The sequence below is a fragment of the Pseudomonas kielensis genome (assembly GCF_030505375.1).
Taxonomy (GTDB): Bacteria; Pseudomonadota; Gammaproteobacteria; order Pseudomonadales; family Pseudomonadaceae; genus Aquipseudomonas; species Aquipseudomonas kielensis.
The window spans coordinates 2,493,642-2,517,643 of sequence record NZ_CP130043.1; the positions used below are offsets into that span (position 1 = coordinate 2,493,642).

A 24,002-nucleotide genomic window follows, 5' to 3' on the forward strand; every position below is an offset into this window, starting at 1 on the left:
CCGGGTAGCAGTTTTGTCATGCTTGTTGTTCTCAGCAGTCAGGTAGGAAACCGGTCAATTCCGGGGGCCTGAAGTGTGAACTTGCGTGTAGGTAATCGATGTAATCCATGTCTGACGGTTTTGTAGGGTTTATCCATGGATTGTGGCTGTAAGACCAAGCCATGGATGACGGGCACAAAAAAACGCCGCCAGCTGCAAGGCTGGCGGCGTTTGTTTTACTGCAGCCGCTTACACGGTGTGCAGGTACCAGTTGTACTCGAGGTCGGAGATGGAGTGTTCGAACTCCTCCAGCTCGCTCTCTTTACAGGCCACGAAGATATCGATGTATTTCGGATCGATGTACTTGGCCATGACTTCGCTGTCGTCCAACTCGCGCAAGGCGTCACGCAGGTTGTTCGGCAGGCTCTGCTCGTTCTGCTCGTAGCTGTTGCCTTCCACCGGTGCGCCAGGCTCGATCTTGTTGACCAGGCCGTGGTGCACGCCTGCCAGGACCGAAGCCATCAGCAGGTACGGGTTGGCATCGGCGCCGGCCACACGGTGTTCGATGCGCACGGCATCGGAGGAACCGGTCGGCACGCGAATCGCCACAGTGCGGTTGTCCAGGCCCCAGCACGGCGAGTTCGGCACGTAGAACTGTGCGCCGAAACGACGGTAGGAGTTGACGTTCGGGCAGAGGAAAGCCATCTGCGCCGGTAGGGTCTCGAGCACACCGCCGATCGCGTGACGCAGTGCGGCGTTCTGCTCGGGATCCTCACTGGCAAAAATATTCTTGCCGTCTTTATCAAGGATCGAGATGTGGACGTGCAGACCATTCCCCGCCTGGCCTGGGTAAGGCTTGGCCATGAAGGTGGTGTCCATCTCATGGTCGTAGGCGATGTTCTTGATCAGACGCTTGAGCAGTACCGCGTAGTCGCAGGCCTTGATCGGGTCGGCAACGTGGTGCAGGTTCACTTCGAACTGCGCCGGCGCACTTTCCTTGACGATGGCGTCAGCCGGGATGCCTTGCTCCTTCGCACCTTCCAGGATGTCCTGGAGGCAGTCGACGTATTCGTCGAGGTCGTCGATCAGGTAGACCTGTGTCGAGTGCGGGCGTTTGCCGGAGATCGGCGAGCGTGGCGGTTGTGGCCGGCCATTCACGTTCTCCTGGTCGATCAGGTAGAACTCCAGCTCGAATGCGGCGCAGATGGTCAGGCCCAGTTCGTCGAACTTGGTCACGACTTGTCGCAGGACTTCGCGCGGGTCGGCGAAGAAAGGTTCACCTTCAAGTTCGTGCATGGTCATCAGCAGTTGCGCGGTCGGGCGCTTTTGCCAAGGCTCATTGCACAGGGTGTCGGGGATTGGATAGCAGATTCGGTCAGCATCGCCGATGTCCAGGCCCAGGCCGGTGCTTTCCACCGTTGAACCATTGATATCCAGAGCAAATAGAGAGGCCGGCAGGTTGATGCCTTTCTCGTAAACCTTGTGGAGACTGGTGCGTTCGATGCGCTTGCCGCGCACCACACCATTCATATCCGCAATCAGAAGGTCAACGTACAGAACCTCAGGATGTTCCTTAAGGAACGCGTTCGCTTCGTTAAGCTGAACGGCACGCGGGGGTACCGACATGATGCAACACCTTTGTTGTTAAAAATATCAATCATTGATCTTTTCAGATTCCAGTCAACCCGAACGGCATGCCGAAGTCAAGCGAGGCCTTTTTTGCCCTAAAAAAGCGCTCGCAGGGCATTTTTGAGGCACTTTGGGGCGTTTTAATCCCTTTCCCTTCGTTGCCGCCCGCAGGCTTGAGCGGGCCGTGTTGTATTTTTTACGGGGGTGTTGTGTAAAAAAATGAACAAGGCTAAGCTCGAATCAAACCCATAACAGCAATAATACCGGGGTGCTTCATGTCTCGCCTGCCGTCAATCGGCGTGACCACCTGCTCCAGGCAGATCGGTCTGCATGCTTGCCACATCAGTGGCGACACGTCCGTCCGCGCGGTGGCCAAGGGCCTGTCGGCGCTCCCGGAGCAGCGTTCCCCGTCCGATATTCTGGACGTTGCGGATGCCTTTCTCTTTAGTCGTGGCACTTCTTTCACTATAGATCCTGTTCACTATAGCGGTCCTGCAAATACACCGGGAACTGCTCATGATTCTGCACGCGTTGCCATTCCCTGCCCATTGATTCGCGCTGTCGTTGCGGTTCCTGCACGCACGGCTTTTGCTGCAAGTGTGCAAACCCGGCCCCAATGGCAGGTAAGCTCTAGCCCACATGGCCTGGCCATGGCCCAGACACGACAACGCGACGCGGATGCGTCACATATCGCCTGACTCTTAATGACGTCAGGACACTCAGCCCAGAGGCATTTATGAGTAACAACCTCGACCAGCTCACCGATTGGTTGAAAGACCACAAGATCACAGAAGTCGAATGCATGATCGCCGACTTGACCGGGATCACCCGCGGCAAGATTTCGCCGACCAACAAGTTCATTGCCGAAAAAGGCATGCGCCTGCCCGAGAGTGTGCTGCTGCAAACAGTGACGGGCGACTATGTCGAAGACGACATCTATTACGAGCTGCTCGACCCGGCCGACATCGACATGATCTGCCGCCCCGACCAGAACGCTGTGTTCCTGGTGCCCTGGGCCATCGAGCCGACCGCCCAGGTGATCCACGACACCTACGACAAGCAGGGCAACCCGATCGAGCTGTCGCCGCGCAACGTGCTCAAGAAGGTCCTCAAGCTCTATGCCGACAAGGGCTGGCAGCCCATCGTGGCGCCGGAGATGGAGTTTTACCTGACCAAGCGCAGCGACGACCCGGACTATCCGCTGCAACCGCCGATCGGCCGTTCCGGGCGTCCGGAAATCGGTCGCCAGTCGTTCTCCATTGAAGCGGCCAACGAATTCGATCCGCTGTTTGAAGACGTCTACGACTGGTGCGAGCTGCAGGAGCTGGACCTGGACACGCTGATCCACGAGGACGGCACGGCGCAGATGGAAATCAACTTCCGTCACGGTGACGCACTGTCCCTGGCCGACCAGATCCTGGTGTTCAAGCGCACCATGCGCGAAGCCGCGCTCAAGCACGACGTGGCGGCGACGTTCATGGCCAAGCCGATGACGGGCGAGCCGGGCAGCGCCATGCACCTGCACCAGAGCATCATCGACATCGAGACTGGCAAGAACGTCTTCTCCAATGAAGACGGGACCATGAGCCAACTGTTCCTCAATCACATTGGTGGCCTGCAGAAGTTCATCCCTGAGCTGCTGCCGCTGTTCGCCCCCAACGTCAACTCGTTCCGCCGCTTCCTGCCGGACACCTCGGCACCGGTCAACGTGGAGTGGGGCGAAGAGAACCGCACCGTGGGCCTGCGGGTTCCGGACGCGGGGCCACAGAACCGTCGGGTGGAAAACCGCCTGCCGGGCGCCGATGCCAACCCGTACCTGGCGATTGCCGCCAGCCTGTTGTGCGGCTACATCGGCATGGTTGAAGGCCTCAACCCAAGCGCACCGGTGGTTGGACGTGGTTATGAGCGACGCAACCTGCGTCTGCCGCTGACCATCGAGGACGCCCTGGAGCGCATGGAAAACAGCAAGACCATCGAGAAATACCTGGGTCACAACTTCATCACTGGCTACGTCGCGGTCAAGCGGGCCGAGCATGAAAACTTCAAGCGCGTGATCAGTTCGTGGGAACGGGAATTCCTGCTATTCGCCGTCTGACACGCCGGGTGCGGCCCACCAGCCGCACTCTTACCTCACTAGGAAGGAGCGCTTTATGAGCAGCAACAACCCGCAAACCCGTGAATGGCAAAGCCTGAGCAACGAGCACCACCTGGCGCCGTTCAGTGACTTCAAGCAGCTCAAGGAAAAAGGCCCGCGCATCATCACCAGCGCCAAGGGCGTTTACCTGTGGGACAGCGAAGGCAACAAGATCCTCGACGGCATGGCCGGCCTGTGGTGTGTGGCCATCGGCTACGGTCGCGATGAGCTGGCGGACGCCGCCAGCAAACAGATGCGCGAGCTGCCGTACTACAACCTGTTCTTCCAGACCGCCCACCCTCCGGTGCTGGAGCTGGCCAAGGCGATTGCCGACATCGCCCCGCAAGGCATGAACCACGTGTTCTTCACCGGTTCCGGCTCCGAAGGCAACGACACCATGCTGCGAATGGTCCGCCACTACTGGGCGATCAAGGGCCAGCCGAACAAGAAAGTCATCATCAGCCGCAAAAACGGCTACCACGGTTCGACCGTGGCCGGCGCCAGCCTGGGCGGCATGACCTATATGCACGAACAGGGCGACTTGCCGATCCCGGGGATCGTGCACATTGCGCAGCCTTACTGGTTCGGTGAAGGTGGCGACATGACCCCGGAAGAGTTCGGGGTCTGGGCCGCCAACCAGTTGGAAGAAAAGATTCTCGAAATCGGTGTCGACAACGTCGGCGCCTTTATCGCCGAGCCGATCCAGGGTGCCGGCGGCGTGATCGTGCCGCCAGAAAGCTACTGGCCGCGCATCAAGGAAATCCTCGCCAAGTACGACATCCTGTTCGTCGCCGACGAGGTGATCTGTGGTTTCGGCCGTACCGGTGAGTGGTTCGGCAGCGATTACTACGACCTCAAGCCAGACATGATGACCATCGCCAAGGGCCTGACCTCCGGCTACATCCCGATGGGCGGCCTGATCGTGCGCGACAGCGTGGTCGAGGTGCTCAACGAGGGCGGCGATTTCAACCACGGCTTTACCTACTCCGGTCACCCGGTGGCAGCGGCAGTGGCCCTGGAAAACATCCGCATCATGCGCGACGAAAAAATTATTGAGCGCGTCCACACAGAAACGGCACCGTATTTGCAAAAGCGTCTACGTGAACTGAACGATCACCCTCTGGTGGGCGAAGTTCGCGGAGTGGGGCTGTTGGGGGCAATCGAACTGGTTCAGGACAAGGCCACGCGCAAACGTTACGAAGGCAAGGGTGTGGGCATGATCTGCCGGCAGTTCTGCTTCGACAACGGGCTGATCATGCGCGCAGTGGGCGACACCATGATCATCGCTCCGCCGCTGGTGATCACACCGGCAGAAATCGATGAGTTGGTGGCCAAGGCACGCAAGTGTCTGGACCTGACCCTGAGTGCATTGCAGGGCTAAGTGCTAGGCTCTGAGCGGGAGTTGTATGAACTTTCGCTCAGAGCGGTCAGAAAGCTTGGCCTTTCCTTGAAAGACCGCCATGGATGTTGCCAGACTAGCCACAGTTCCAGACGCCAGGGTTCGGCGCGGAACAGGTGGTTCAAAAAAGAAAAATTTGGAGCATTACGCATGAAGGCACTCGGTAAAAAGCTCGCAGGCAAGACACTTCTTGCCATGTCCCTGATGGGCGTGATGGCGGGCGCGGTTCAGGCAGATGACAAAGTACTGCACGTCTACAACTGGTCCGACTACATCGCGCCGGACACCGTCAAGAAGTTCGAGGAGGAGTCAGGCATCAAGGTCGTCTACGACGTCTTCGACAGTAACGAAACCCTGGAAGCCAAGTTGCTGGCCGGCAAGTCCGGCTACGACATCGTTGTGCCGTCGAACAACTTCCTGGCCAAGCAGATCAAGGCCGGTGTCTACCAGAAGCTGGACAAGTCCAAGCTGCCGAACTGGAAAAACCTCAATACCGACCTGCTCAAGGCCGTTTCGGTCAGCGACCCGGGTAACGAGCACGCCTTCCCTTACATGTGGGGCTCGATCGGTATCGGTTTTAACGCCGAGAAGGTCAAGGCCGCACTGGGTGACGACGCACCGACCAACTCCTGGGACTTGATCTTCAAGCCGGAAAACGCCGCCAAGCTCAAGGCATGCGGAATCAGCGTCCTGGATTCGCCAACCGAGATGATTCCGGTGGCACTGCACTACCTGGGCTATCCAACCGACAGCCAGGATAAAAAACAACTGGCCGAAGCTGAAGCGCTGTTCCTGAAAGTGCGTCCTTCGATCGGCTACTTCCACTCCTCCAAGTACATCTCCGACCTGGCCAACGGCAACATCTGCGTGGCTATCGGTTACTCGGGCGACATCTACCAGGCCAAGACCCGCGCCAGTGAAGCCGGTGACAAGGTCAAGGTCAGCTACAACATTCCCAAAGAAGGTGCGGGCAGCTTCTACGACATGGTCGCCATCCCTAAAGATGCCGAGAACGTCGAAGGCGCCTACAAGTTCATGACCTTCCTGCAGAAGCCGGAAATCATGGCCGAGATTACCAACGCCGTACGCTTCCCGAACGGTAACGCCGCTGCAACCCCTCTGGTCGATAAAGACATCACCAGTGACCCGGGTGTTTACCCACCGGCGGACGTGCTGGCCAAGCTGTACGCGATTGCCGATTTGCCGGCCGCGACCCAGCGGATCATGACCCGCAGCTGGACCAAGATCAAATCGGGTAAATAACAAGTAGAACCCTTGTAGGAGCGGGTGCCCGCTTGCGGTCTGCTCGCGAAAAAAATCGCAACGCCGCGCAGTGCCAGGCACCCCGCGTTATCGTTGTCGACCATCGCGAGCAAGCTCGCTCCTACCAGGATCTTTTTAAAGTTTGCTGGATCGGTTTATCGAGGGTAAGTTGCGCGCCGGTTTTGTTGCCAGGCAGCCATGGCTGTCATGTAACGCTGGGCAACTTGGGCCCAACTATTTCAGAGGACCTCCAATTGCCTATTTCTTTGTTTCGTAAAGCCATGCTAGTTGGCGCCGGCCTGACACTTGCGGTCAGTGTGCAAGCCGCCTCCACCGTGCATATTTATAACTGGTCGGACTACATCGGCGAATCAACCCTGGCGGATTTCGAAAAAGCCACGGGCATCAAGCCGGTGTATGACGTGTTTGATTCCAACGAAACCCTGGAAGGCAAGTTGCTGGCCGGGCGCACCGGTTATGACGTGGTCGTGCCGTCGAACCACTTCCTGGGCAAGCAGATCAAGGCTGGGGCCTTCCAGAAGCTCGACAAGTCGCAACTGCCCAACTACGCCAACCTCGACCCGGTGCTGCTCAAGCGCCTGGAACAGAACGACCCGGGCAACCTGTACGCCGTGCCGTACCTGTGGGGCACCAACGGCATTGGTTACAACGTCGACAAGGTCAAGGCGGTACTGGGGGTCGACAAGATCGATTCCTGGGCGGCGGTGTTCGAGCCGGAAAACATCAAGAAACTGCAGAGCTGCGGCGTCGCGTTCCTTGATTCCGCCGATGAAATGATGCCCACCGTCCTCAACTACATGGGCCTGGATGCCAACAGCACCAACCCTGCCGATTACAAGAAAGCCGAAGCCAAGTTGCTCGCGGTGCGGCCTTTCGTGACGTACTTCCACTCCTCCAAATACATCGCGGACCTGGCCAACGGCGACATCTGCGTGGCCATCGGGTTCTCCGGCGATATGTTCCAGGCCAAGGCCCGGGCAGCGGAAGCCGGCAAAGGCGTGAACATTGCCTACTCGATCCCGAAAGAGGGCGGCGCCCTGTGGTTCGACATGCTGGCGATTCCCAAGGATTCGTCCAATGCCAAAGAGGCCCATGCCTTCATCAACTACCTGCTCAAGCCTGAGGTGATCGCCCAGGTCAGCGATTACGTGGGCTACGCCAACCCGAACCCGGGGTCGGACACGTTGATGGAACAGTCGATCCGCGAAGACGAGTCGGTGTATCCACCCCAGGCGGTCCTCGACAAGACCTACGTGTCGATCGAGCTACCACCGAACATTCAACGTTTGATGACCCGCAGCTGGACCAAGGTCAAGTCGGGTAAATAGTGACAAAGGCTCAACCTATCCAAGGTTTCGCCCGTGTTGGGCGAACTGCACTCTTTTTGTTGGGAGTTTCGTAAATGGCAGTTGCCTCCGGCGCCTATAAGAAAGCCCTCGAGGGCGATCAGACACCTAAACAGGTGCTGGTCAAAATCGACCGGGTCACGAAGAAGTTCGACGAGACGATTGCCGTGGACGATGTGTCCCTGGAAATCAAGAAGGGCGAAATCTTCGCCTTGCTCGGCGGTTCGGGTTCGGGCAAATCGACCTTGTTGCGTATGCTCGCCGGTTTCGAGCGACCGACCGAGGGGCGGATTTTCCTCGACGGCGTGGACATCACCGACATGCCGCCGTACGAGCGGCCGATCAACATGATGTTCCAGTCCTACGCGCTGTTCCCGCACATGACCGTGGCGCAGAACATCGCCTTCGGCCTCAAGCAGGACAAGATCCCGGCGGCTGAAGTCGACGCCCGGGTGGCCGAGATGCTCAAGCTGGTGCAGATGAGCCAGTATGCCAAGCGCAAGCCGCACCAGCTCTCCGGTGGCCAGCGCCAGCGTGTCGCCCTGGCCCGCTCCCTGGCCAAGCGGCCGAAGCTGTTGCTGCTCGACGAACCGATGGGCGCCCTCGACAAAAAACTGCGTTCACAGATGCAGCTGGAGCTGGTGGAAATCATCGAGCGCGTCGGGGTGACCTGCGTCATGGTGACCCACGACCAGGAAGAGGCCATGACCATGGCCGAGCGCATCGCGATCATGCACCTGGGCTGGATTGCCCAGATCGGCAGTCCGATCGACATCTACGAAACCCCGACCAGCCGCCTGGTCTGCGAATTCATCGGCAACGTCAACATCTTCGAAGGTGAAGTGGTGGACGACGCCGAGGGCCATGCACTGATCACCTGCAAGGACCTGGACCGCAACATCTACGTCGGCCACGGCATCAGCACCTCGGTGCAAGACAAGTCGGTGACCTACGCGATTCGCCCGGAAAAACTGCTGGTCACCGCCGATATGCCGACCTGCGAGCACAACTGGTCGAGCGGCAAGGTCCATGACATTGCCTACCTGGGCGGCCACTCGGTGTTCTACGTCGAATTGCCGAGCGGCAAGCTGGTGCAATCGTTCGTGGCCAACGCCGAGCGCCGGGGCCAGCGTCCGACCTGGGGTGACCAGGTCTACGTCTGGTGGGAAGACGACAGCGGCGTGGTACTGCGCTCATGAACATGCGAAAACTCAAGCGTCGACTCAGTCGAATAATTCCCGGTGGCCGCCAGTTGGTCATCGGCGTTCCTTTCCTGTGGCTGTTCCTGTTCTTCATGCTGCCGTTCTTCATCGTATTGAAGATCAGCTTCGCCGAAGCAGACGTGGCCATTCCGCCGTACACCGAGATCTACAGCTTCGTCGAGCAGAAGCTGCAGTTGCTGCTCAACCTGGGCAACTACGTGATGCTCAGCGAGGACGAGCTGTACATTGCCGCTTACCTCGGCTCGTTGAAGATGGCGCTGATCAGCACCATTTTGTGCCTGTTGATCGGCTACCCGATGGCCTACGCCATCGCCAGTGCGCGCAAGGAAATGCAGACCGTACTGGTACTGCTGATCATGATGCCGACCTGGACCGCAATCCTGATCCGCGTGTATGCGTGGATGGGCATCCTCAGCAACAACGGCCTGCTCAACGGTTTCCTGATGAGCATGGGCTTCATCGATGAGCCGCTGCAGATCCTCAACACCAACCTGGCGGTGTACATCGGCGTGGTCTATTCCTACCTGCCGTTCATGATCCTGCCGCTCTACGCCAACCTGGTCAAACACGACACCAGCCTGCTGGAGGCCGCGTCCGACCTGGGTTCGAGCACCTTCAACAGCTTCTGGAAGATCACCATCCCGCTGTCCAAGAACGGCATCATCGCCGGCTGCATGCTGGTGTTCATCCCGGTGGTGGGTGAGTTCGTGATCCCGGAACTGCTGGGCGGTCCGGAAACCCTGATGATCGGTAAAGTGCTGTGGCAAGAGTTCTTCAACAACCGTGACTGGCCGGTGGCTTCCGCCCTGGCGGTGGTGATGCTGGCGATCCTGATTGTGCCGATCATCCTGTTCAACCGCAGTCAGGCCAAGGAAATGGAGGGTAAAGAATGAAGCGCTTCCGTTTCTCCAGCCTGATGCTGGTAGTGGGTCTGTTGTTCATCTACCTGCCGATGCTGATCCTGGTGATCTACTCGTTCAACGCCTCGAAACTGGTGACGGTGTGGGGCGGCTGGTCGATCAAGTGGTACGTCGGCCTGCTGGACAACAGCCAACTGATGGGCTCGGTGGTGCGCTCGCTGGAAATCGCTTGCTACACCGCGGTCGCAGCCGTTGCCCTGGGCACACTGGCCGCGTTCGTGCTGACCCGGATCACCCACTTCAAGGGCCGCACGCTGTTCGGCGGCCTGGTCACCGCGCCGTTGGTGATGCCGGAAGTGATCACCGGTCTGTCGCTGTTGCTGCTGTTCGTGGCTATGGCGCAGATGATCGGCTGGCCGCAGGAGCGGGGCATCGTCACCATCTGGATCGCCCACACCACCTTCTGTGCCGCCTATGTGGCGGTGGTGGTATCGGCACGCTTGCGTGAGCTGGACCTGTCCATCGAAGAGGCGGCCATGGACCTGGGTGCGCGGCCGTGGAAGGTGTTCTTCCTGATCACTATCCCGATGATTGCGCCTTCGCTGGCAGCGGGCGGCATGATGTCGTTCGCCCTGTCGCTGGATGACCTGGTACTGGCCAGCTTCGTCTCGGGCCCGGGCTCCACCACCCTGCCGATGGAAGTGTTCTCGGCGGTGCGCCTGGGGGTCAAACCCGAGATCAACGCCGTGGCCAGCTTGATCCTGTTGGCCGTGTCGATCGTTACCTTCATGGTCTGGTTCTTCAGCCGACGCGCCGAAGAAAACCGCAAGCGGGCGATCCAGCAGGCCATCGAGGAAAGTGCTGCCGACTCCTGGAAACAGCCCGACGTACGCCGGGCCCAGGCGCCGGGAGCGACGTAAGTCGAACGGGTTGACCGCATTCCTGCGGTCAACCCTCAACGCTACCCCCTGTCACCGCAAGCGCCCGCTTGCGGTGCGCTCGCGAATAACGCAAATCACCGCGACCTGTGTCGCCGTTGCCGTCAGTGGGCCGGCAGCAACTTCAAGGTGCTGCGCGTATTGGCGCTCACTTCTTCCTCGCTGAAATGCGCCTGGTGGTAGACACCCTCGATGTACGCCTCGGCCTGGTCTTGATAGTGCGCATCGAAAGGCACGCCGCTCTGGCCGATCGGGTTGATGGTCAGGCCGTGGGCCGGGTCGGCGAAGTCGATGATGCGCCGGGTCGACGGGCCATAGGTCACGGGCCAGGGTGCCGGGCCGATTTTCGCCGACAGGTTGTTCGGCACTTCGTGACTGCCCGGGGCTTCGAACGGACCGACGTTAAAAATGCGCTCCAAGGGTTTTTGCGTGCCCAGCGGATGGCCGTGGGTGAGGGTGTGGGCCTTGCCCCACTGCCATTGCGTGGCGTCTGCGCCGAGGGTGGTTTTCAGGTGGGCGATGCTGGCGTGCCACGCGGCCTTGACCACGTCGGCGCGGGATTCCTTGCCCAGGGTGTCGCGGTTGTCCCACCACACTGAGTCGGGGTTGGCAGCCAGTCGGGGCAGGGCGGCATCGATCACCCGGGTCGAGAGCAGGGTGTCGAAAAAGCTGTCGCCCAGCTCATCGTGCAGGGCCCCATCGGCCAGGTTGAACAGGAACTGGTTGAACAGCGTGGCGCTGGTGGATTCCAGCGGGTAATCGCCTTTCCAGGCGCTCAGTTGATCCAGCCATTGCCGTTCCTGCGGGTCGCTGACCACCTCGCGCAATACCGGCAGCAGCGGTGCCAGCAGGCGTTGACCGTACCCGGTCGTGGTGCCCAGTTGCAGTGCCTGGGTGTTGTCCAGGTCCCACTTGAAGTTCTTGTCGCTCAATTGCAGGTTGAGCTGCTGACCGCGGTCGGCCAGGTTGTAGTAACCGGGAATCTCCAGGCCGGTCGGTGACAGCGGCTGGAAGTTGGCGGAGACGATGTAGCCGCGGGCCGGGTTCTCTTCCTGCGGGTTGGCGCTGAAGGGGTAGAAGCCGTCCTTGTCCGCCTGATTGCTGCTGCCGTCGAGGATGAAGCCCGGCTTGACCCCCGCCGGACGCTTGGGCAATTGCGCGGCCGCCCACCAGCCGATATCCCCCTTGGCGTTGGCCCAGACGATGTTCAACCCCGGGGCCTGGACCTTGGCGGATGCGGCCCGGGCCTTGGCCAGGGTGTCGGCGCGGTTGAGTTGGTAAAAACCTTCGAGGATCGGGTTCTGGGTATCGAGGAACGCCCACCACATCGCGATGGGGGTCTTGCCGGCGCTGGCGCCCAGGACATCGTTGATGATCGGGCCGTGGGGCGATTGGCGCAGTGTCAGGGTCACGGGGGCCTGGCCCTTGACGGCAATCTGGTGCTCGCTGTTGATCAGATCGACCCACTTGCCGTGGTACCAGACCTGGTTGGCGTTGTCCGGGTTGACCTTCTCGGCGATCAGGTCGAGGTCGTCGTTCTGGAACATCGTCAGGCTCCAGCCGAAGTCCAGGTTGTGGCCAAGGAAGGCAAACGGCACCAGCGCCTGATAGTGTCCGTAGAGTTCGAAGCCGGGGGCCGACAGTTGCGCCTCGTACCACACCGAAGGCGTCGAGAACCGAATGTGCGGGTCGCCGGCCAACAAGGGCTTGCCGCTCTTGGTGCGACTGCCGGCAACCACCCAGGCATTGCTGCCCTCCAATTGCGGCAGGCCGTGCTCGGCCAGCGCCTGCTGGCTGAGACGGGCAATGGCGTTGAGGTCTTGCCAGTCGGCTTTGCTCAGGACCGGCGCGCTGCTGTGTTGCTGGGCCAGCACGCCTTTGGGCTGCCAGTCGAGGTCGAAGATGTTCAGGTAGTCATTGCCCAACTGATCGCGCACGTAGGTCAGCAGGGGCTCGGTGCGAAAGGCCGCGGCAAAGCTGTAGGCCATGTAGCCGGCGACACTGACGGTGTCCTGGGCGGTGAACGGCCGCTTGGCGATGCCCAGCACGTCGAACTCAATGGGCGCAGCGTGTGTGTCCTGATACTGGTTGATCCCGTCCAGATAGGCCTGTAGGGCCTTCCACGCCGCCGACTCCTTATCCAGTGCGGCCACATAACTCTCGGCGCGCTCGCGAATGCGCAGGCTGCGGAACAGTTTGTCGGTATCCAACAGTTTTGGCCCGAGCACCTCGGCCAGTTCACCCCGGGACAGGCGCCGCATGATTTCCATCTGGAACAGCCGGTCCTGGGCCTGGACATAACCGAGGGCGCGATACAGGTCGATCTCATTGCCGGCACGCACGTGAGGAATGCCACGTTCGTCGTAGCGCACGGTCACTGAACCCTCCAGGTGCTGCAACTGCACCTGGCCCTGACGCGATGGTTGTTTGCTGTACACATACCAGCCGGCTGCGGCGGCCAGCAGCACGAGTAACAGGGCCAGTAAGCTCAGGGCGCGTTTCATGGTGACTCCTTGTTCTTGTCAGGGTACCGCCTGTCGGGGCGGTCAACATGTAGCACAGAGCTGATGCACCGGGCAGCCAGTACCCTGAAAAGTCCGGAATGCCCTAGGGTGCTTCATTGGCCCAAGGACAGTAGCAGCCCACCGCCAGGGTATTGATGGCATTCACCGGACGGTCGTCGCTCAGGGCCTGGAGGATCGGCTCGATAAAGCTGTTACTGGAGTTGCAGGTCAGGCCTTCGCTGTAGGGGCCGAAGTAGGCCAGTTTGCCGCCGCGGTCCCAGATCGCCACGGCGGGGCTGGCGGGGACGTGCTCGGAGCCTGGGAGGCGTTCGAGGGGTTTGAGGTTGCTCAAGGTGCTGGGCAGTTGGCCCTGGCTGCCGGGCTTTTGCACGGCGTAGAACTGCACGCCTTGCGGCCCGTAGTGCTCGAGCAGTTCGGCCAGGTGCTGCTGATTGCCGACGTTGCACGGGCAGGCCGGGTCCCAGAAGTGCACCACGCGAATCGCCCCGGGGCCGGCCAGGTGTTCCGGAAGGCGCAAGGGGTCGCCGGAAAACACCGCCGTGTGCGAGCTGAACGCTCGCAGGTAGCGTCCCTGGAACCAGTCATACGCCGCCCACAGGACGCCGGCGCATAGCAGGGCGAGCAGGGTGGCAAGCAATGTCGTGCGGGCGTGCGGGCGCATGGGAAAGCTTCCTCGAAGGTCGCGTAGCTTGCCATGCTTGCCGCGACAGAAGAATATCGCAGGCCCATAAAGTCTGTTTCGCGCTGGAATCCCGATATGCCTGCCACCTTCAATGCCGATCATTTGCGCGCCAGCCTGCAAGCCCTGGCCTGCGCGCAGCCGTTGTCGGAGGAAGGCCGGGCCTATCAGCGGTTCTACGGCCTGGACTTTGCGGGTCGTGCCCTGCGTACCGGGCTGGGGCGGTTCGAGGTCGATGGTTATGAGCTGGTCAGCCAGTTCTGGTGGCCCGAGCGGGCCAAGGCGACGCTCTTTCTGTTTCACGGCTTCTACGATCACACCGGGCTCTATCGGCATGTGATCGAGTGGGCGCTGGACCAGGGGTTTGCGGTGATTGCCTGCGACCTGCCGGGGCACGGCCTGTCCAGCGGTGAGCGCGCGAGCATTCGCGATTTTGCCGAGTACCAGGACACCCTGCAGGGGCTGTTCGTCGAGGCGCAATCCATCGATTTGCCGCAGCCGTGGCACCTGTGCGGCCAGAGTACCGGCGGGGCGATCGTGATTGATCATGTGCTCAACCAGGGGCAAAACAGCCCGGCGCAGGGCCAGGTGGTGCTGCTGTCGCCGCTGGTGCGGCCGCGTGCCTGGGGCTGGTCACACCTGAGTTACTACCTGCTCAAGCCTTTCGTCAAAGGCATCGCCCGGCGCTTCAGTGAAAACTCCAACGACCCGGCGTTCCTGCCGTTCCTGCAAGCCGACCCGTTGCAACCGCTGCGTCTGCCGACCGCCTGGGTGGGCGCGCTGGCCCGCTGGATCAAGCGTATCGAAGCGGCCCCGCGCAGCGACCGGCGACCGCTGATCATTCAGGGCCAGGCGGACATGACGGTGGATTGGCAGCACAACCTTGAAGTGCTGGCGGGCAAGTTCGACCGGCCCCAGGTGTTGAAGCTGCCCGAGGCTCGGCATCATCTGGCCAATGAAACCCAGGCATTGCGCCAGGAGTATTTCGGCTTTTTGACCAAGCGGATCAAGGGGCGTAATCCGTAACACCCCCTGGCAGCGCTGACTGTTACTGATTCAGGTTCGAAGTGCTTTGGCCTACGGCCAGGCCCGCGCGGATCGCGGCCAGTGCTGCCTGGTAGTACGCCTGGCCTTCGGCCGATTCGGCAAAGTTGGCGAACTCTTCCAGTTCCGCGTCCGACAGGTCGCGATAGACATACAGCAGGGTGTTGTTCAGGTCGCTGCCAATCTGTTCCATCAGCCGCTGGCGCTGGCCGTTCAACATGCTCTGGGCCTGACCACCGCCGAGCAGGCCGGGAATCATCTGACTCAGGCTGTCCGCCGCCACACCGGCGATCGCCAGGCTGACTTCGGCACCGGCTTCACGGGCCGGCAGTGCCTGGGCCAGATGGCCAATGATCAACTGACGGGTGTCGCTGGCTTCGATTTTCGGCAGGCCCTTGGCGTTCTTCGCCAACTGGTCGCGCCGGGTCGCCAGCAGTTCGGCGGCAATGATCTTGCGGCCCAGCGGCGACTGGAAAAACCCCAGTGCCGGCTTGGGGTCGGCGAGGTTCTTGCGCAATTGCGCTTCGGCCCGGCGATCCATGGCCTGCGGCGCAAATCGCTGATTGCTGTTATTGACCAGCGCCTGGAACACCGCCGGCGGCAAGCTGCTTTGGTAGCGTTGCTGGGCGGCGTTGAGGGCATCGCTAAAATGCGCGCGCTGGTCGGGCCAGCCGGCGACCTTGTACAACTGGTCGTGGCCGTCTGCCCAGGAGGGAAAAGTGCAGAGCATCAACAGTGAAAAAAGCAAACGGCGCATAAGGACTCCTGTCGGCAGGCGACTATTCTCCGGGGCCAGACACAGGTTGTCGAGAATTCGTATCATGTTCATCAGCTTATCCGACGATCCTCCGCTATGTGGTGCTGTCGGATTTGCTGGCGCAGGAATACTATGCGCGCCATGCAAATACCCTCCGATGACCCGCTGCTGTTACGTATCGTGGACGATCTCGCTGTGCGCGGCTGGTCGCAACAGCCGATTTTCCTGCCTCAGGTTCTGACCCGAGCACTGGCGGCTGAGTGCCGTAAACGTGCGGCCGAGGGTGAATTGGCACCTGCGGCCGTCGGGCGCGGGCCGTTTTCAGAGATCCGCGAGGGCATTCGCGGCGATCACATCCAGTGGCTGGAGCCGGGCCAGGTCGAGGCGTGCGACCTGTACCTTGGCTTGATGGACAGCCTGCGCGAAGCCATGAACCGGGGCCTGTACCTGGGTCTTGAGGATTTCGAAAGCCATTTTGCGCTGTACCCGCCCGGGGCGTTCTACCTCAAGCATGTCGACCGCTTTCGCGACGACGACCGGCGCATGGTCTCGGCGGTGATCTACCTCAACGACGACTGGCTGCCGGAGCATGGCGGTCAGTTGCGCATGTACCTTGCGGAAGACGTGGAGCACGATGTGGTACCCATCGGCGGTTGCCTGGTGGTATTCCTGTCGGGCGAAGTGCCCCACGAAGTCCTACCCGCGACCCGCGAGCGCCTGTCATTGACGGGCTGGTTTCGTCGGCGCGGTAACGAGTTGTTCTGATGATGCAGAAAATCCTGGTCAGCCGTTGCCTGCTCGGCCACCGCGTACGTTACGACGGTGGTGCCAGCGGGCCGTTCGATCAATTGCAGCAGTGGATTGCCGAAGGGCGGGTGGTCGCCCTGTGTCCGGAAGTGGCCGGCGGCCTGCCCACGCCCCGGGCGGCAGCGGAGATTCCCGGTGGGCAGGGGACGCAGGTACTGGACGGTCACGCCCGGGTGATTACCACCGAGGGCGAGGATGTCAGCGCCGAATTTCTGTCAGGTGCACAGCAGGCCCTGGCGCTGGTGCAGCAGCACGCCATCCGGATCGCTGTGCTCAAGGCGAACAGCCCGTCCTGCGGCAATCTGCTGACGTATGACGGGACCTTCAGCGGGGTCAAGGTCAGCGGCGAAGGCGTCACCGCAGCCCTGCTGACCCGACATGGGGTGCAGGTGTTCAGCGAACTGCAACTGGCTGAAGCCGCGGCGGCACTGGCTAGCCTTATCTGACGGGCTGTGCAGATCCGCTGTGGGAGCGCGCCGGGCGGCGCTCCGTCTGCTCGCTCCCACAAGGGCCCCTCGACGACTACGGTTTTGGCGGCTGGCTCGCGTCCATGCCGAACCACTTTTCCGACAGCGCCATCAGGCGTCCATCTTTCTTGATCCGTTGCAGGGCCTGGTCGAGGCTGGCCTGGAAGGCCGGGTTGCCCTTCTGGAACGGAATCGCCAGGCTCAGGGTCGGACCGACCTTGGCGCCTTCTTTCACCGGCAGGCGGCTGTCGCGGATGGCATAGGGGATCAGCAGGCGATCGCTGATGGCGGCGTCGAGTTGTTTGTCGGCCACGTCCTTGAGGGGCTGCTGCGCGTCGGGGTAGCTGTGCAGGTTGATGCCTTCGACGCTGCGGGCCTGGTCGACGAACTGACTGCCTTGCGCCACGCCCAGGGCCTTGCCGTTGAGGGCCAGCAGAGAGCTCAGTGGACGTTGTTCCTCCTGGCGCACGATCAGTTGTGCGCTGGAATAGCTGTAAGGTTCGCTGAAATCGAAACGATCCTTGAGTTCCGGGGTCAGTGCTATGTGATTGATGGCGATGTCGTATTTGCCACTCTCGACGCCTGGCAGCAGGTCGGTGGAGTCGGTCACCACGAAGTCGGCGCGTACATCCAGTTCACTGGCCAGCAGTTGGCCAAGCTCGACTTCAAAGCCGGTAAGCCGGCCGTCATCCTTGAAGTTGAACGGCGGGCTGTTGGCTTCCAGCGCAATGCGCAGTTCGCCACGGTCGTTTACATCGTCAATCAGTTCAGCATGAGCCAATGGGCTCACAAGGGGCAGCAACAGTATCAGGCCAGGCAAAAAGCGCATGGTCACTCCTTGAATTCGTTATGTGCGGCGCGCTGCTGCGGCGCGCTTTGCTATGGTGTTGAGGTCCTTCGACAACGAATCGCCACGAAGTTGTCACACTCATAAAGATTAAGCGTAAAACTGGAGAAAAGAATGAAAACCTTTATGTCACGTGCTGTTTTGGCCAGCCTGCTGCTCGGTGCTTCGATGATGGCCAGCGCTGCAACCCCCGCCCCTGCTGGCGCCAAGGCGTTTATTGTCTCCCCGGAAAATGGCGCTACCGTGGACAAGACCTTCAAGGTCAAGTTCGGCATCGAAGGCGTGGCGTTGGCCCCGGCGGGCGATGCCACCAAGAACACCGGCCATCACCACCTGCTGATCGACACCGGCCCGATCGCCGCGGGCCAGGTGATCCCGGCTGACGCCCAGCACGTGCATTTCGGCAAGGCCCAGACCGAAACCGAGCTGACCCTGACGCCTGGCACGCACACCTTGCAGCTGGAGTTGGGCGACAAGAACCACATGGCCTTCGAGCCGCCGATCATTTCGGAAAAAATCACTGTGACGGTGAAGTAATTCGTCCAGGCATAAAAAAGGGAGCCCCGCGGGGCTCCCTTTTTATTGACACTTGAGCGTTAGAACAACACGCGGCAACGAATGGTGCCGTTGATGTGTTGCAGCTTCTCTTGCGCCAGGTCCGAGTACTCGGCGTCGACGTCGATCACGACGTAGCCGACTTTCTCGTTGGTCTGCAGGAACTGACCGGAAATGTTGATGCCGTTTTCGGCGAAGACCTTGTTGATCTCGCTCATCACACCCGGGATGTTCTCGTGGATGTGCAGCAGGCGGTGCTTGCCAGGGTGAGCCGGCAGGGCCACTTCCGGGAAGTTGACCGAGGACACCGACGTACCGTTGTCGCTGTACTTGACCAGCTTCTCGGCCACTTCCAGGCCGATGTTGGCTTGCGCTTCAGCGGTGGAGCCGCCGATGTGCGGGGTCAGGATCACGTTGTCCAGGCCACGCAGCGGGCTTTCGAACTCTTCGTCGTTGGAGCGTGGCTCCACCGGGAATACGTCGATGGCAGCGCCAATCAGGTGCTTGTCCTTGATCGCAGCGGCCAGGTGGTCCAGTTCAACCACGGTGCCGCGTGCGGCGTTGATCAGGATGCCGCCCTTCTTGATGGCGCGGATTTCCTTCTCGCCGATCATCCACTGGGTCGCAGCGGTTTCCGGAACGTGCAGGGTGACGATGTCGGACATGCCCAACAGCTCGTGCAGGTTGCCGACCTGGGTGGCGTTACCCAGTGGCAGCTTGGTCACGGTGTCGTAGAAGTAAACTTGCATGCCCAGGCCTTCAGCCAGCACCGACAGTTGAGTGCCGATCGAGCCGTAGCCGACGATACCCAGCTTCTTGCCCCGGATTTCGAAGGAGTTGGCCGCGCTCTTGATCCAGCCGCCACGGTGGCAGGAGGCGTTCTTCTCCGGGATGCCGCGCAGCAGCAGGATCGCTTCGGCCAACACCAGCTCGGCAACGGAGCGGGTGTTGGAGTACGGCGCGTTGAACACGGCGATGCCGCGTTCGCGGGCTGCGTTCAAATCCACCTGGTTGGTGCCGATGCAGAAACAGCCGACGGCGACCAGCTTCTTCGCGTGATCGAAGATCTCTTCGGTCAGTTGAGTGCGGGAGCGAATGCCGATGAAATGCGCATCAGCGATCTTTTCCTTCAACTGGGCTTCCGGCAGAGAACCTGTGAGGTACTCGATGCTGGTGTAGCCAGCCGACTTGAGAACGTCGACAGCCGATTGGTGGACGCCTTCGAGAAGAAGGAACTTGATCTTGCTCTTATCGAGAGAAGTCTTGCTCATCTGCGTAAACCTGTATCCCGGAGAAAAATGGCAGGGAGGGAGGGGAGCAGCCCAGAGCTGACCCGAACGGCAGGAACGCCGTCACCGCAGAACAGCCTTTGGGCACTACCCTGCGGGGTCGGTATGCTAGCATACGCACCCCGCTAAACACTCATTCCTGCGACGTGAAGCGTTCTCAGGATGACCATGAATTGTTCGAGAGTTCTTTCGATGACCAATCCTGCCCTGATTGATGAGCTGAAGACCCTGGTTGAGCCTGGCAAGGTGTTGACCGACGCCGACTCCCTGAATGCTTACGGTAAGGATTGGACCAAGCATTTCGCCCCGGCCCCGACGGCTATCGTGTTCCCCAAGACCACCGAGCAGGTCCAGGCCATCGTGCGCTGGGCCAACCAGCACAAGGTCGCCCTGGTGCCGTCCGGCGGGCGTACCGGACTGTCGGCTGCTGCAGTGGCCGCCAATGGCGAAGTGGTGGTTTCGTTCGACTACATGAACCAGATTCTCGATGTGAACCTGACGGATCGCACAGTGGTGTGCCAGCCGGGCGTGGTCACCGAGCATCTGCAGAACGTGGCTGAAGAAAAGGGCCTGTACTACCCGGTGGACTTCGCTTCGGCCGGTTCCAGCCAGATTGGCGGCAATATCGGCACCAATGCCGGCGGGATCAAGGTCATTCGCTACGGCATGACCCGCAACTGGGTGGCGGGCATGAAAGTCGTCACCGGCAAGGGCGACCTGCTGGAGTTGAACCGCGACCTGATCAAGAACGCCACCGGCTACGACATGCGCCAGCTGTTCATCGGCGCCGAAGGCACCCTGGGTTTTGTGGTCGAAGCGACCATGCGCCTGGACCGTGCGCCGAAAAACCTCACCGCGATGGTCCTCGGCACCGCCGATTTCGATTCGATCATGCCGGTGCTGCACGCCTTCCAGAGCAAGCTGGACCTGACCGCTTTCGAATTTTTCTCCGACAAGGCCCTGGCCAAGGTCCTTGCACGTGGCGACGTGCCAGCGCCGTTCGAATCCGAATGCCCGTTCTACGCGCTGCTGGAATTCGAAGCGACCACTGAAGAAGTGGCCAACCACGCCCTGGAAACCTTCGAACACTGCGTTGAAGAGGGCTGGGTGCTTGATGGCGTGATGAGCCAGAGCGAGTCCCAACTGCAAAACCTGTGGAAACTGCGCGAGTACATCTCCGAGACCATTTCCCACTGGACCCCGTACAAGAACGACATTTCGGTCACTGTGTCGAAAGTCCCGGCGTTCTTGAAGGAAATCGACGCGATTGTCGGCAAACACTACCCCGACTTCGAAATCGTCTGGTTCGGCCACATCGGCGACGGCAACCTGCACCTGAACATCCTCAAGCCGGAAAACCTGAGCAAGGACGAGTTCTTTGCCAAGTGTGCGACGGTCAACAAGTGGGTGTTTGAAACCGTCGAGAAGTACAACGGCTCGATCTCGGCCGAACACGGCGTGGGCATGACCAAGCGTGATTACCTGACCTACAGCCGTTCGCCGGTGGAAATCGAATACATGAAAGCCGTGAAGGCGGTGTTCGACCCGAACGGCATCATGAACCCGGGCAAAATCTTCGCTGTTTGAAGGCGCGGCACCTGAAGAATCCCTAAGGCAGGAGGCGGTAATGAGCTATCAGCACCAGTATGTCGACGGTACCCGCATTCATTTCCCGGTAGGGAAAGTGGTGTGCATTGGGCGCAACTACGCCGAACACGCCAAGGAACTGGACAACCCGGTACCGACCGAGCCGTTGTTGTTCATCAAGCCGGGCAGTTGCGTGGTGCCGCTGGAAGGTGGTTTTACGATTCCGACCGAGCGCGGCTCGGTGCATTACGAGGCGGAGATCGCGGTGTTGATCGGCAAGCCCTTGTCGACCAAGCCAAGCCGTGAAGAAGTGCTGGATGCGATCTCCGGGTTCGCCCCGGCCCTGGACCTGACCCTGCGCGACAAGCAGGCCGAACTCAAGGCCAAGGGGCTGCCGTGGGAAATCGCCAAGTCGTTCGACGGCGCCTGCGTGCTGGCGCCGTTCGTGGTCAGCAGCACCTTTGCCGACCTGACCGACATCGGCATTCGCCTGACCATCAATGGCGAAGTTCGCCAGGATGGCAACAGCAGCGCCATGCTCAACCCGATCGTGCCGATGATCCAGCACATGGCTGGTTGCTTCTCGCTGCAGGCCGGTGACGTGATCCTGACCGGTACGCCGGTGGGTGTCGGCCCGCTGAATGTCGGGGATGAACTGGTCCTGGAACTGCCGGGTGCCGGCAGCTTCGCCAGCAGCGTGCGCTGAATCAAGATACGGCACAGCACTGACCCTGTGGGAGCGGGCAAGCTCGCTCCCACAGGGTCTCTCTATGCCATGGAGCGTGGCTACAAACCCAACTCCATTAAGCTTGAATTCATCAACGCGTGATATTTCATCCGCCCGATTGGTTTTTGAGCTCGCCCCATGCGCCGACTTGCCCGCCCCAAGCCCCTTGCCCTGATCCTGTTGATCGCCGCCTTGCTGGCGTTGGCCATGCTGGGCCAGTACTACCGCCTCTACGAGCGCACCTGGTTTAACCTGCAAGCCTGGTTGCACCCGGTCGGTGAGCATTCGATGGCGCTCAACGACTATCGAGTGGTGATCGAGGCGAAGCCGATCGAAGGGCTGGACGATGACGTCTCGGCCTTGACCTATGATCCGGTGCGCAAAAGCCTGTTCACCGTCACCAACAAGAATTCAGAGCTGGTCGAAATGTCCCTCGACGGGCGCATTCTGCGCCGGGTCGCGCTGATCGGCTTTGGCGACCCGGAAGCCGTGGAGTTCATCAGCGCCGACACGTACGTGATCAGCGATGAGCGCCAGCAACGGCTGATCAAGATTCATCTCGAAGACGACACCACCTTCCTCGACGCCGCGGATGCCGAACAGATGACCCTGGGCGTGCACATGACCCGCAACAAGGGGTTCGAGGGCCTGGCCTACGACTCCAAGGGCAAGCGCTTGTTTGTCGCCAAGGAGCGCGACCCGATGCTGATCTATGAAGTGAAGGGTTTCCCCCATTACAACCCGGAAAAGTCCTACGCCGTGCACGTGATCAACAACCCCAAGCGCGATGCCGGGCTGTTTGTGCGCGATCTGTCGAGCCTGCAGTACGACGAACGCAGCGGCCACTTGCTGGCGCTGTCGGACGAGTCTTTCCTGGTGCTGGAACTGGATATCGACGGGCGGCCGTTAAGCACCATGTCGTTGAGCAAGGGGCGTCAGGGCCTGCAAAAGACCGTGCCGCAAGCGGAGGGGATCGCCATGGATGACGACGGGACCTTGTACCTGGTGAGCGAACCGAACCTGTTCTACGTTTTCAAGAAGCCCAATCCGTAGCCGCAAGCCTGCTCCCACGGGGTGTATGCAAAACCTGTGGGAGCGAGCGCCCGCTTGCGGCTTGCTCGCGATGAGGCCGGCACAGCCAACACCGATGGTGCCAGACACACCGTCATCGCGGGCAAGCTGCAAGCCACAAGGTGCAAGTGGGTGCCGCAATCGGGTACCAGCTACAGCCTCAGGCCTTGAGAGTCTTCACGCCTTCGCTGGTGCCCAGCAGCAACAGGTCCGCCGGGCGGGCGGCGAACAAGCCGTTGGTGACCACGCCGACGATGGCGTTGATCTGCTTCTCCAACTCCACCGGGTTGGTGATCTGCATGTTGAACACGTCGAGGATGATGTTGCCGTTGTCGGTCAACACGCCTTCACGGTACACCGGGTCGCCGCCCAGTTTGACCAGCTCGCGAGCCACGTGGCTGCGGGCCATCGGGATCACTTCGACCGGCAGCGGGAAGTTGCCCAGCACCGGCACCAGCTTGCTGGCGTCGGCGATGCAGATGAAGGTCTTGGCCACGGCCGCGACGATCTTCTCGCGGGTCAGGGCGGCGCCGCCGCCCTTGATCAGGTTCAGGTGCTCGTCACTTTCGTCGGCGCCGTCGACGTAGAACTCCAGGTCGCTGACCGTATTGAGCTCATACACCGGGATCCCGTGGCCCTTGAGGCGCGCGGCGGTGGCTTCGGAGCTGGCGACCGCGCCGTCGAAGGCGCCCTTGTGCAGGGCCAGGGCGTCGATGAAGCAGTTGGCGGTGGAGCCGGTGCCGACCCCGACGATGCTCTTGTCGTCGAGTTTGGGAAGGATGAAATCGACGGCGGCCTGCGCCACTGCCTGTTTGAGTTGATCCTGGGTCATGCGGGCTCCGAGGTGCCATGAGG

21 protein-coding genes and 1 pseudogene are annotated in these 24,002 nt (G+C 60.8%); 15 read left to right on the forward strand and 7 right to left on the reverse strand.

Translation table 11 applies throughout. From position 1 onward, the window contains the following. Positions 1–228: 228 nt before the first annotated feature. Entirely contained in the window at positions 229–1,605 is a 1,377-nt protein-coding gene (locus Q1W70_RS11550; RefSeq protein WP_071552890.1) for a glutamine synthetase family protein, read from the reverse strand. Between the two features lie 278 nt (positions 1,606–1,883). Between Q1W70_RS11550 and Q1W70_RS27290 the strand changes: the two are divergent. The 8 genes and pseudogenes from Q1W70_RS27290 to Q1W70_RS11585 form a co-directional block, all read left to right on the forward strand. Further along, positions 1,884–2,174: pseudogene (locus Q1W70_RS27290) on the forward strand (gamma-glutamyl-gamma-aminobutyrate hydrolase family protein); the annotation flags it as partial. A gap of 170 nt (positions 2,175–2,344) precedes the next feature. Beyond that, positions 2,345–3,703 carry a glutamine synthetase family protein gene (locus tag Q1W70_RS11555; protein WP_095164694.1) on the forward strand — a complete coding sequence of 453 codons (1,359 nt, stop codon included), beginning with the start codon at positions 2,345–2,347 and terminating at the stop codon, positions 3,701–3,703. Positions 3,704–3,758: 55 nt separating this feature from the next. Beyond that, positions 3,759–5,123, forward strand: coding sequence for an aspartate aminotransferase family protein (locus tag Q1W70_RS11560; RefSeq protein ID WP_166589186.1), 1,365 nt, complete (start codon positions 3,759–3,761; stop codon positions 5,121–5,123). A gap of 168 nt (positions 5,124–5,291) precedes the next feature. Beyond that, positions 5,292–6,404 carry a polyamine ABC transporter substrate-binding protein gene (locus Q1W70_RS11565; RefSeq protein ID WP_182342795.1) on the forward strand — a complete coding sequence of 371 codons (1,113 nt, stop codon included), beginning with the start codon at positions 5,292–5,294 and terminating at the stop codon, positions 6,402–6,404. A 254-nt stretch (positions 6,405–6,658) separates the two neighbouring features. Further along, on the forward strand, positions 6,659–7,753 hold the full coding sequence (locus tag Q1W70_RS11570; RefSeq protein WP_166589184.1) for a polyamine ABC transporter substrate-binding protein: 1,095 nt from the start codon (positions 6,659–6,661) through the stop codon (positions 7,751–7,753). A 74-nt stretch (positions 7,754–7,827) separates the two neighbouring features. Further along, positions 7,828–8,970: an ABC transporter ATP-binding protein gene (locus Q1W70_RS11575; protein WP_095164689.1), complete on the forward strand. Its 1,143-nt coding sequence runs from the start codon at positions 7,828–7,830 to the stop codon at positions 8,968–8,970. 35 nt (positions 8,971–9,005) lie between these two features. Beyond that, entirely contained in the window at positions 9,006–9,887 is an 882-nt protein-coding gene (locus Q1W70_RS11580; RefSeq protein WP_182344829.1) for an ABC transporter permease subunit, read from the forward strand. Next, positions 9,884–10,774, forward strand: a complete 891-nt coding sequence (locus Q1W70_RS11585; protein ID WP_166589182.1) for an ABC transporter permease subunit — start codon at positions 9,884–9,886, stop codon at positions 10,772–10,774. Before Q1W70_RS11580 ends, Q1W70_RS11585 begins: the two co-directional genes overlap by 4 nt. A gap of 122 nt (positions 10,775–10,896) precedes the next feature. Here Q1W70_RS11585 and Q1W70_RS11590 read toward each other — a convergent pair whose 3' ends face one another. Continuing rightward, entirely contained in the window at positions 10,897–13,296 is a 2,400-nt protein-coding gene (locus Q1W70_RS11590; RefSeq protein WP_302098835.1) for a penicillin acylase family protein, read from the reverse strand. Between the two features lie 103 nt (positions 13,297–13,399). Continuing rightward, complete coding sequence (locus Q1W70_RS11595; protein WP_166589180.1) at positions 13,400–13,978, reverse strand: DUF6436 domain-containing protein; 579 nt, start codon at positions 13,976–13,978, stop codon at positions 13,400–13,402. Between the two features lie 96 nt (positions 13,979–14,074). Here Q1W70_RS11595 and bipL point away from each other — a divergent pair, with 96 nt between their 5' ends. After that, positions 14,075–15,022: a phospholipase BipL gene (gene bipL, locus Q1W70_RS11600; RefSeq protein WP_166589179.1), complete on the forward strand. Its 948-nt coding sequence runs from the start codon at positions 14,075–14,077 to the stop codon at positions 15,020–15,022. Between the two features lie 22 nt (positions 15,023–15,044). Here bipL and Q1W70_RS11605 read toward each other — a convergent pair whose 3' ends face one another. Continuing rightward, positions 15,045–15,797: a DUF2059 domain-containing protein gene (locus Q1W70_RS11605; RefSeq protein ID WP_182342791.1), complete on the reverse strand. Its 753-nt coding sequence runs from the start codon at positions 15,795–15,797 to the stop codon at positions 15,045–15,047. Positions 15,798–15,929: 132 nt separating this feature from the next. On the opposite strand from Q1W70_RS11605, the gene Q1W70_RS11610 reads away from it, so the two are divergent. After that, entirely contained in the window at positions 15,930–16,562 is a 633-nt protein-coding gene (locus tag Q1W70_RS11610) for a 2OG-Fe(II) oxygenase (RefSeq protein WP_166589177.1), read from the forward strand. Between the two features lie 2 nt (positions 16,563–16,564). Next, complete coding sequence (locus Q1W70_RS11615; protein ID WP_166589334.1) at positions 16,565–17,050, forward strand: 2-thiouracil desulfurase family protein; 486 nt, start codon at positions 16,565–16,567, stop codon at positions 17,048–17,050. Positions 17,051–17,126: 76 nt separating this feature from the next. Here Q1W70_RS11615 and Q1W70_RS11620 read toward each other — a convergent pair whose 3' ends face one another. Beyond that, positions 17,127–17,900 carry a transporter substrate-binding domain-containing protein gene (locus tag Q1W70_RS11620; protein ID WP_166589176.1) on the reverse strand — a complete coding sequence of 258 codons (774 nt, stop codon included), beginning with the start codon at positions 17,898–17,900 and terminating at the stop codon, positions 17,127–17,129. A 132-nt stretch (positions 17,901–18,032) separates the two neighbouring features. On the opposite strand from Q1W70_RS11620, the gene Q1W70_RS11625 reads away from it, so the two are divergent. Further along, entirely contained in the window at positions 18,033–18,455 is a 423-nt protein-coding gene (locus Q1W70_RS11625) for a DUF4399 domain-containing protein (protein WP_166589175.1), read from the forward strand. 59 nt (positions 18,456–18,514) lie between these two features. On the opposite strand, the gene serA is transcribed toward Q1W70_RS11625, so the two are convergent. Continuing rightward, positions 18,515–19,744 carry a phosphoglycerate dehydrogenase gene (gene serA, locus Q1W70_RS11630; RefSeq protein WP_095164654.1) on the reverse strand — a complete coding sequence of 410 codons (1,230 nt, stop codon included), beginning with the start codon at positions 19,742–19,744 and terminating at the stop codon, positions 18,515–18,517. Between the two features lie 210 nt (positions 19,745–19,954). Here serA and Q1W70_RS11635 point away from each other — a divergent pair, with 210 nt between their 5' ends. The 3 genes from Q1W70_RS11635 to Q1W70_RS11645 all read left to right on the forward strand — a co-directional run bounded on the left by Q1W70_RS11635 (position 19,955) and on the right by Q1W70_RS11645 (position 23,129). After that, entirely contained in the window at positions 19,955–21,349 is a 1,395-nt protein-coding gene (locus Q1W70_RS11635; RefSeq protein WP_166592726.1) for an FAD-binding oxidoreductase, read from the forward strand. Between the two features lie 40 nt (positions 21,350–21,389). Then, entirely contained in the window at positions 21,390–22,055 is a 666-nt protein-coding gene (locus Q1W70_RS11640; RefSeq protein WP_182342787.1) for a fumarylacetoacetate hydrolase family protein, read from the forward strand. 159 nt (positions 22,056–22,214) lie between these two features. Beyond that, positions 22,215–23,129, forward strand: a complete 915-nt coding sequence (locus tag Q1W70_RS11645) for an SdiA-regulated domain-containing protein (protein WP_166592728.1) — start codon at positions 22,215–22,217, stop codon at positions 23,127–23,129. Positions 23,130–23,307: 178 nt separating this feature from the next. Here Q1W70_RS11645 and rpiA read toward each other — a convergent pair whose 3' ends face one another. After that, positions 23,308–23,979: a ribose-5-phosphate isomerase RpiA gene (gene rpiA, locus Q1W70_RS11650; protein WP_166592729.1), complete on the reverse strand. Its 672-nt coding sequence runs from the start codon at positions 23,977–23,979 to the stop codon at positions 23,308–23,310. Between the last annotated feature and the right edge of the window lie 23 nt (positions 23,980–24,002).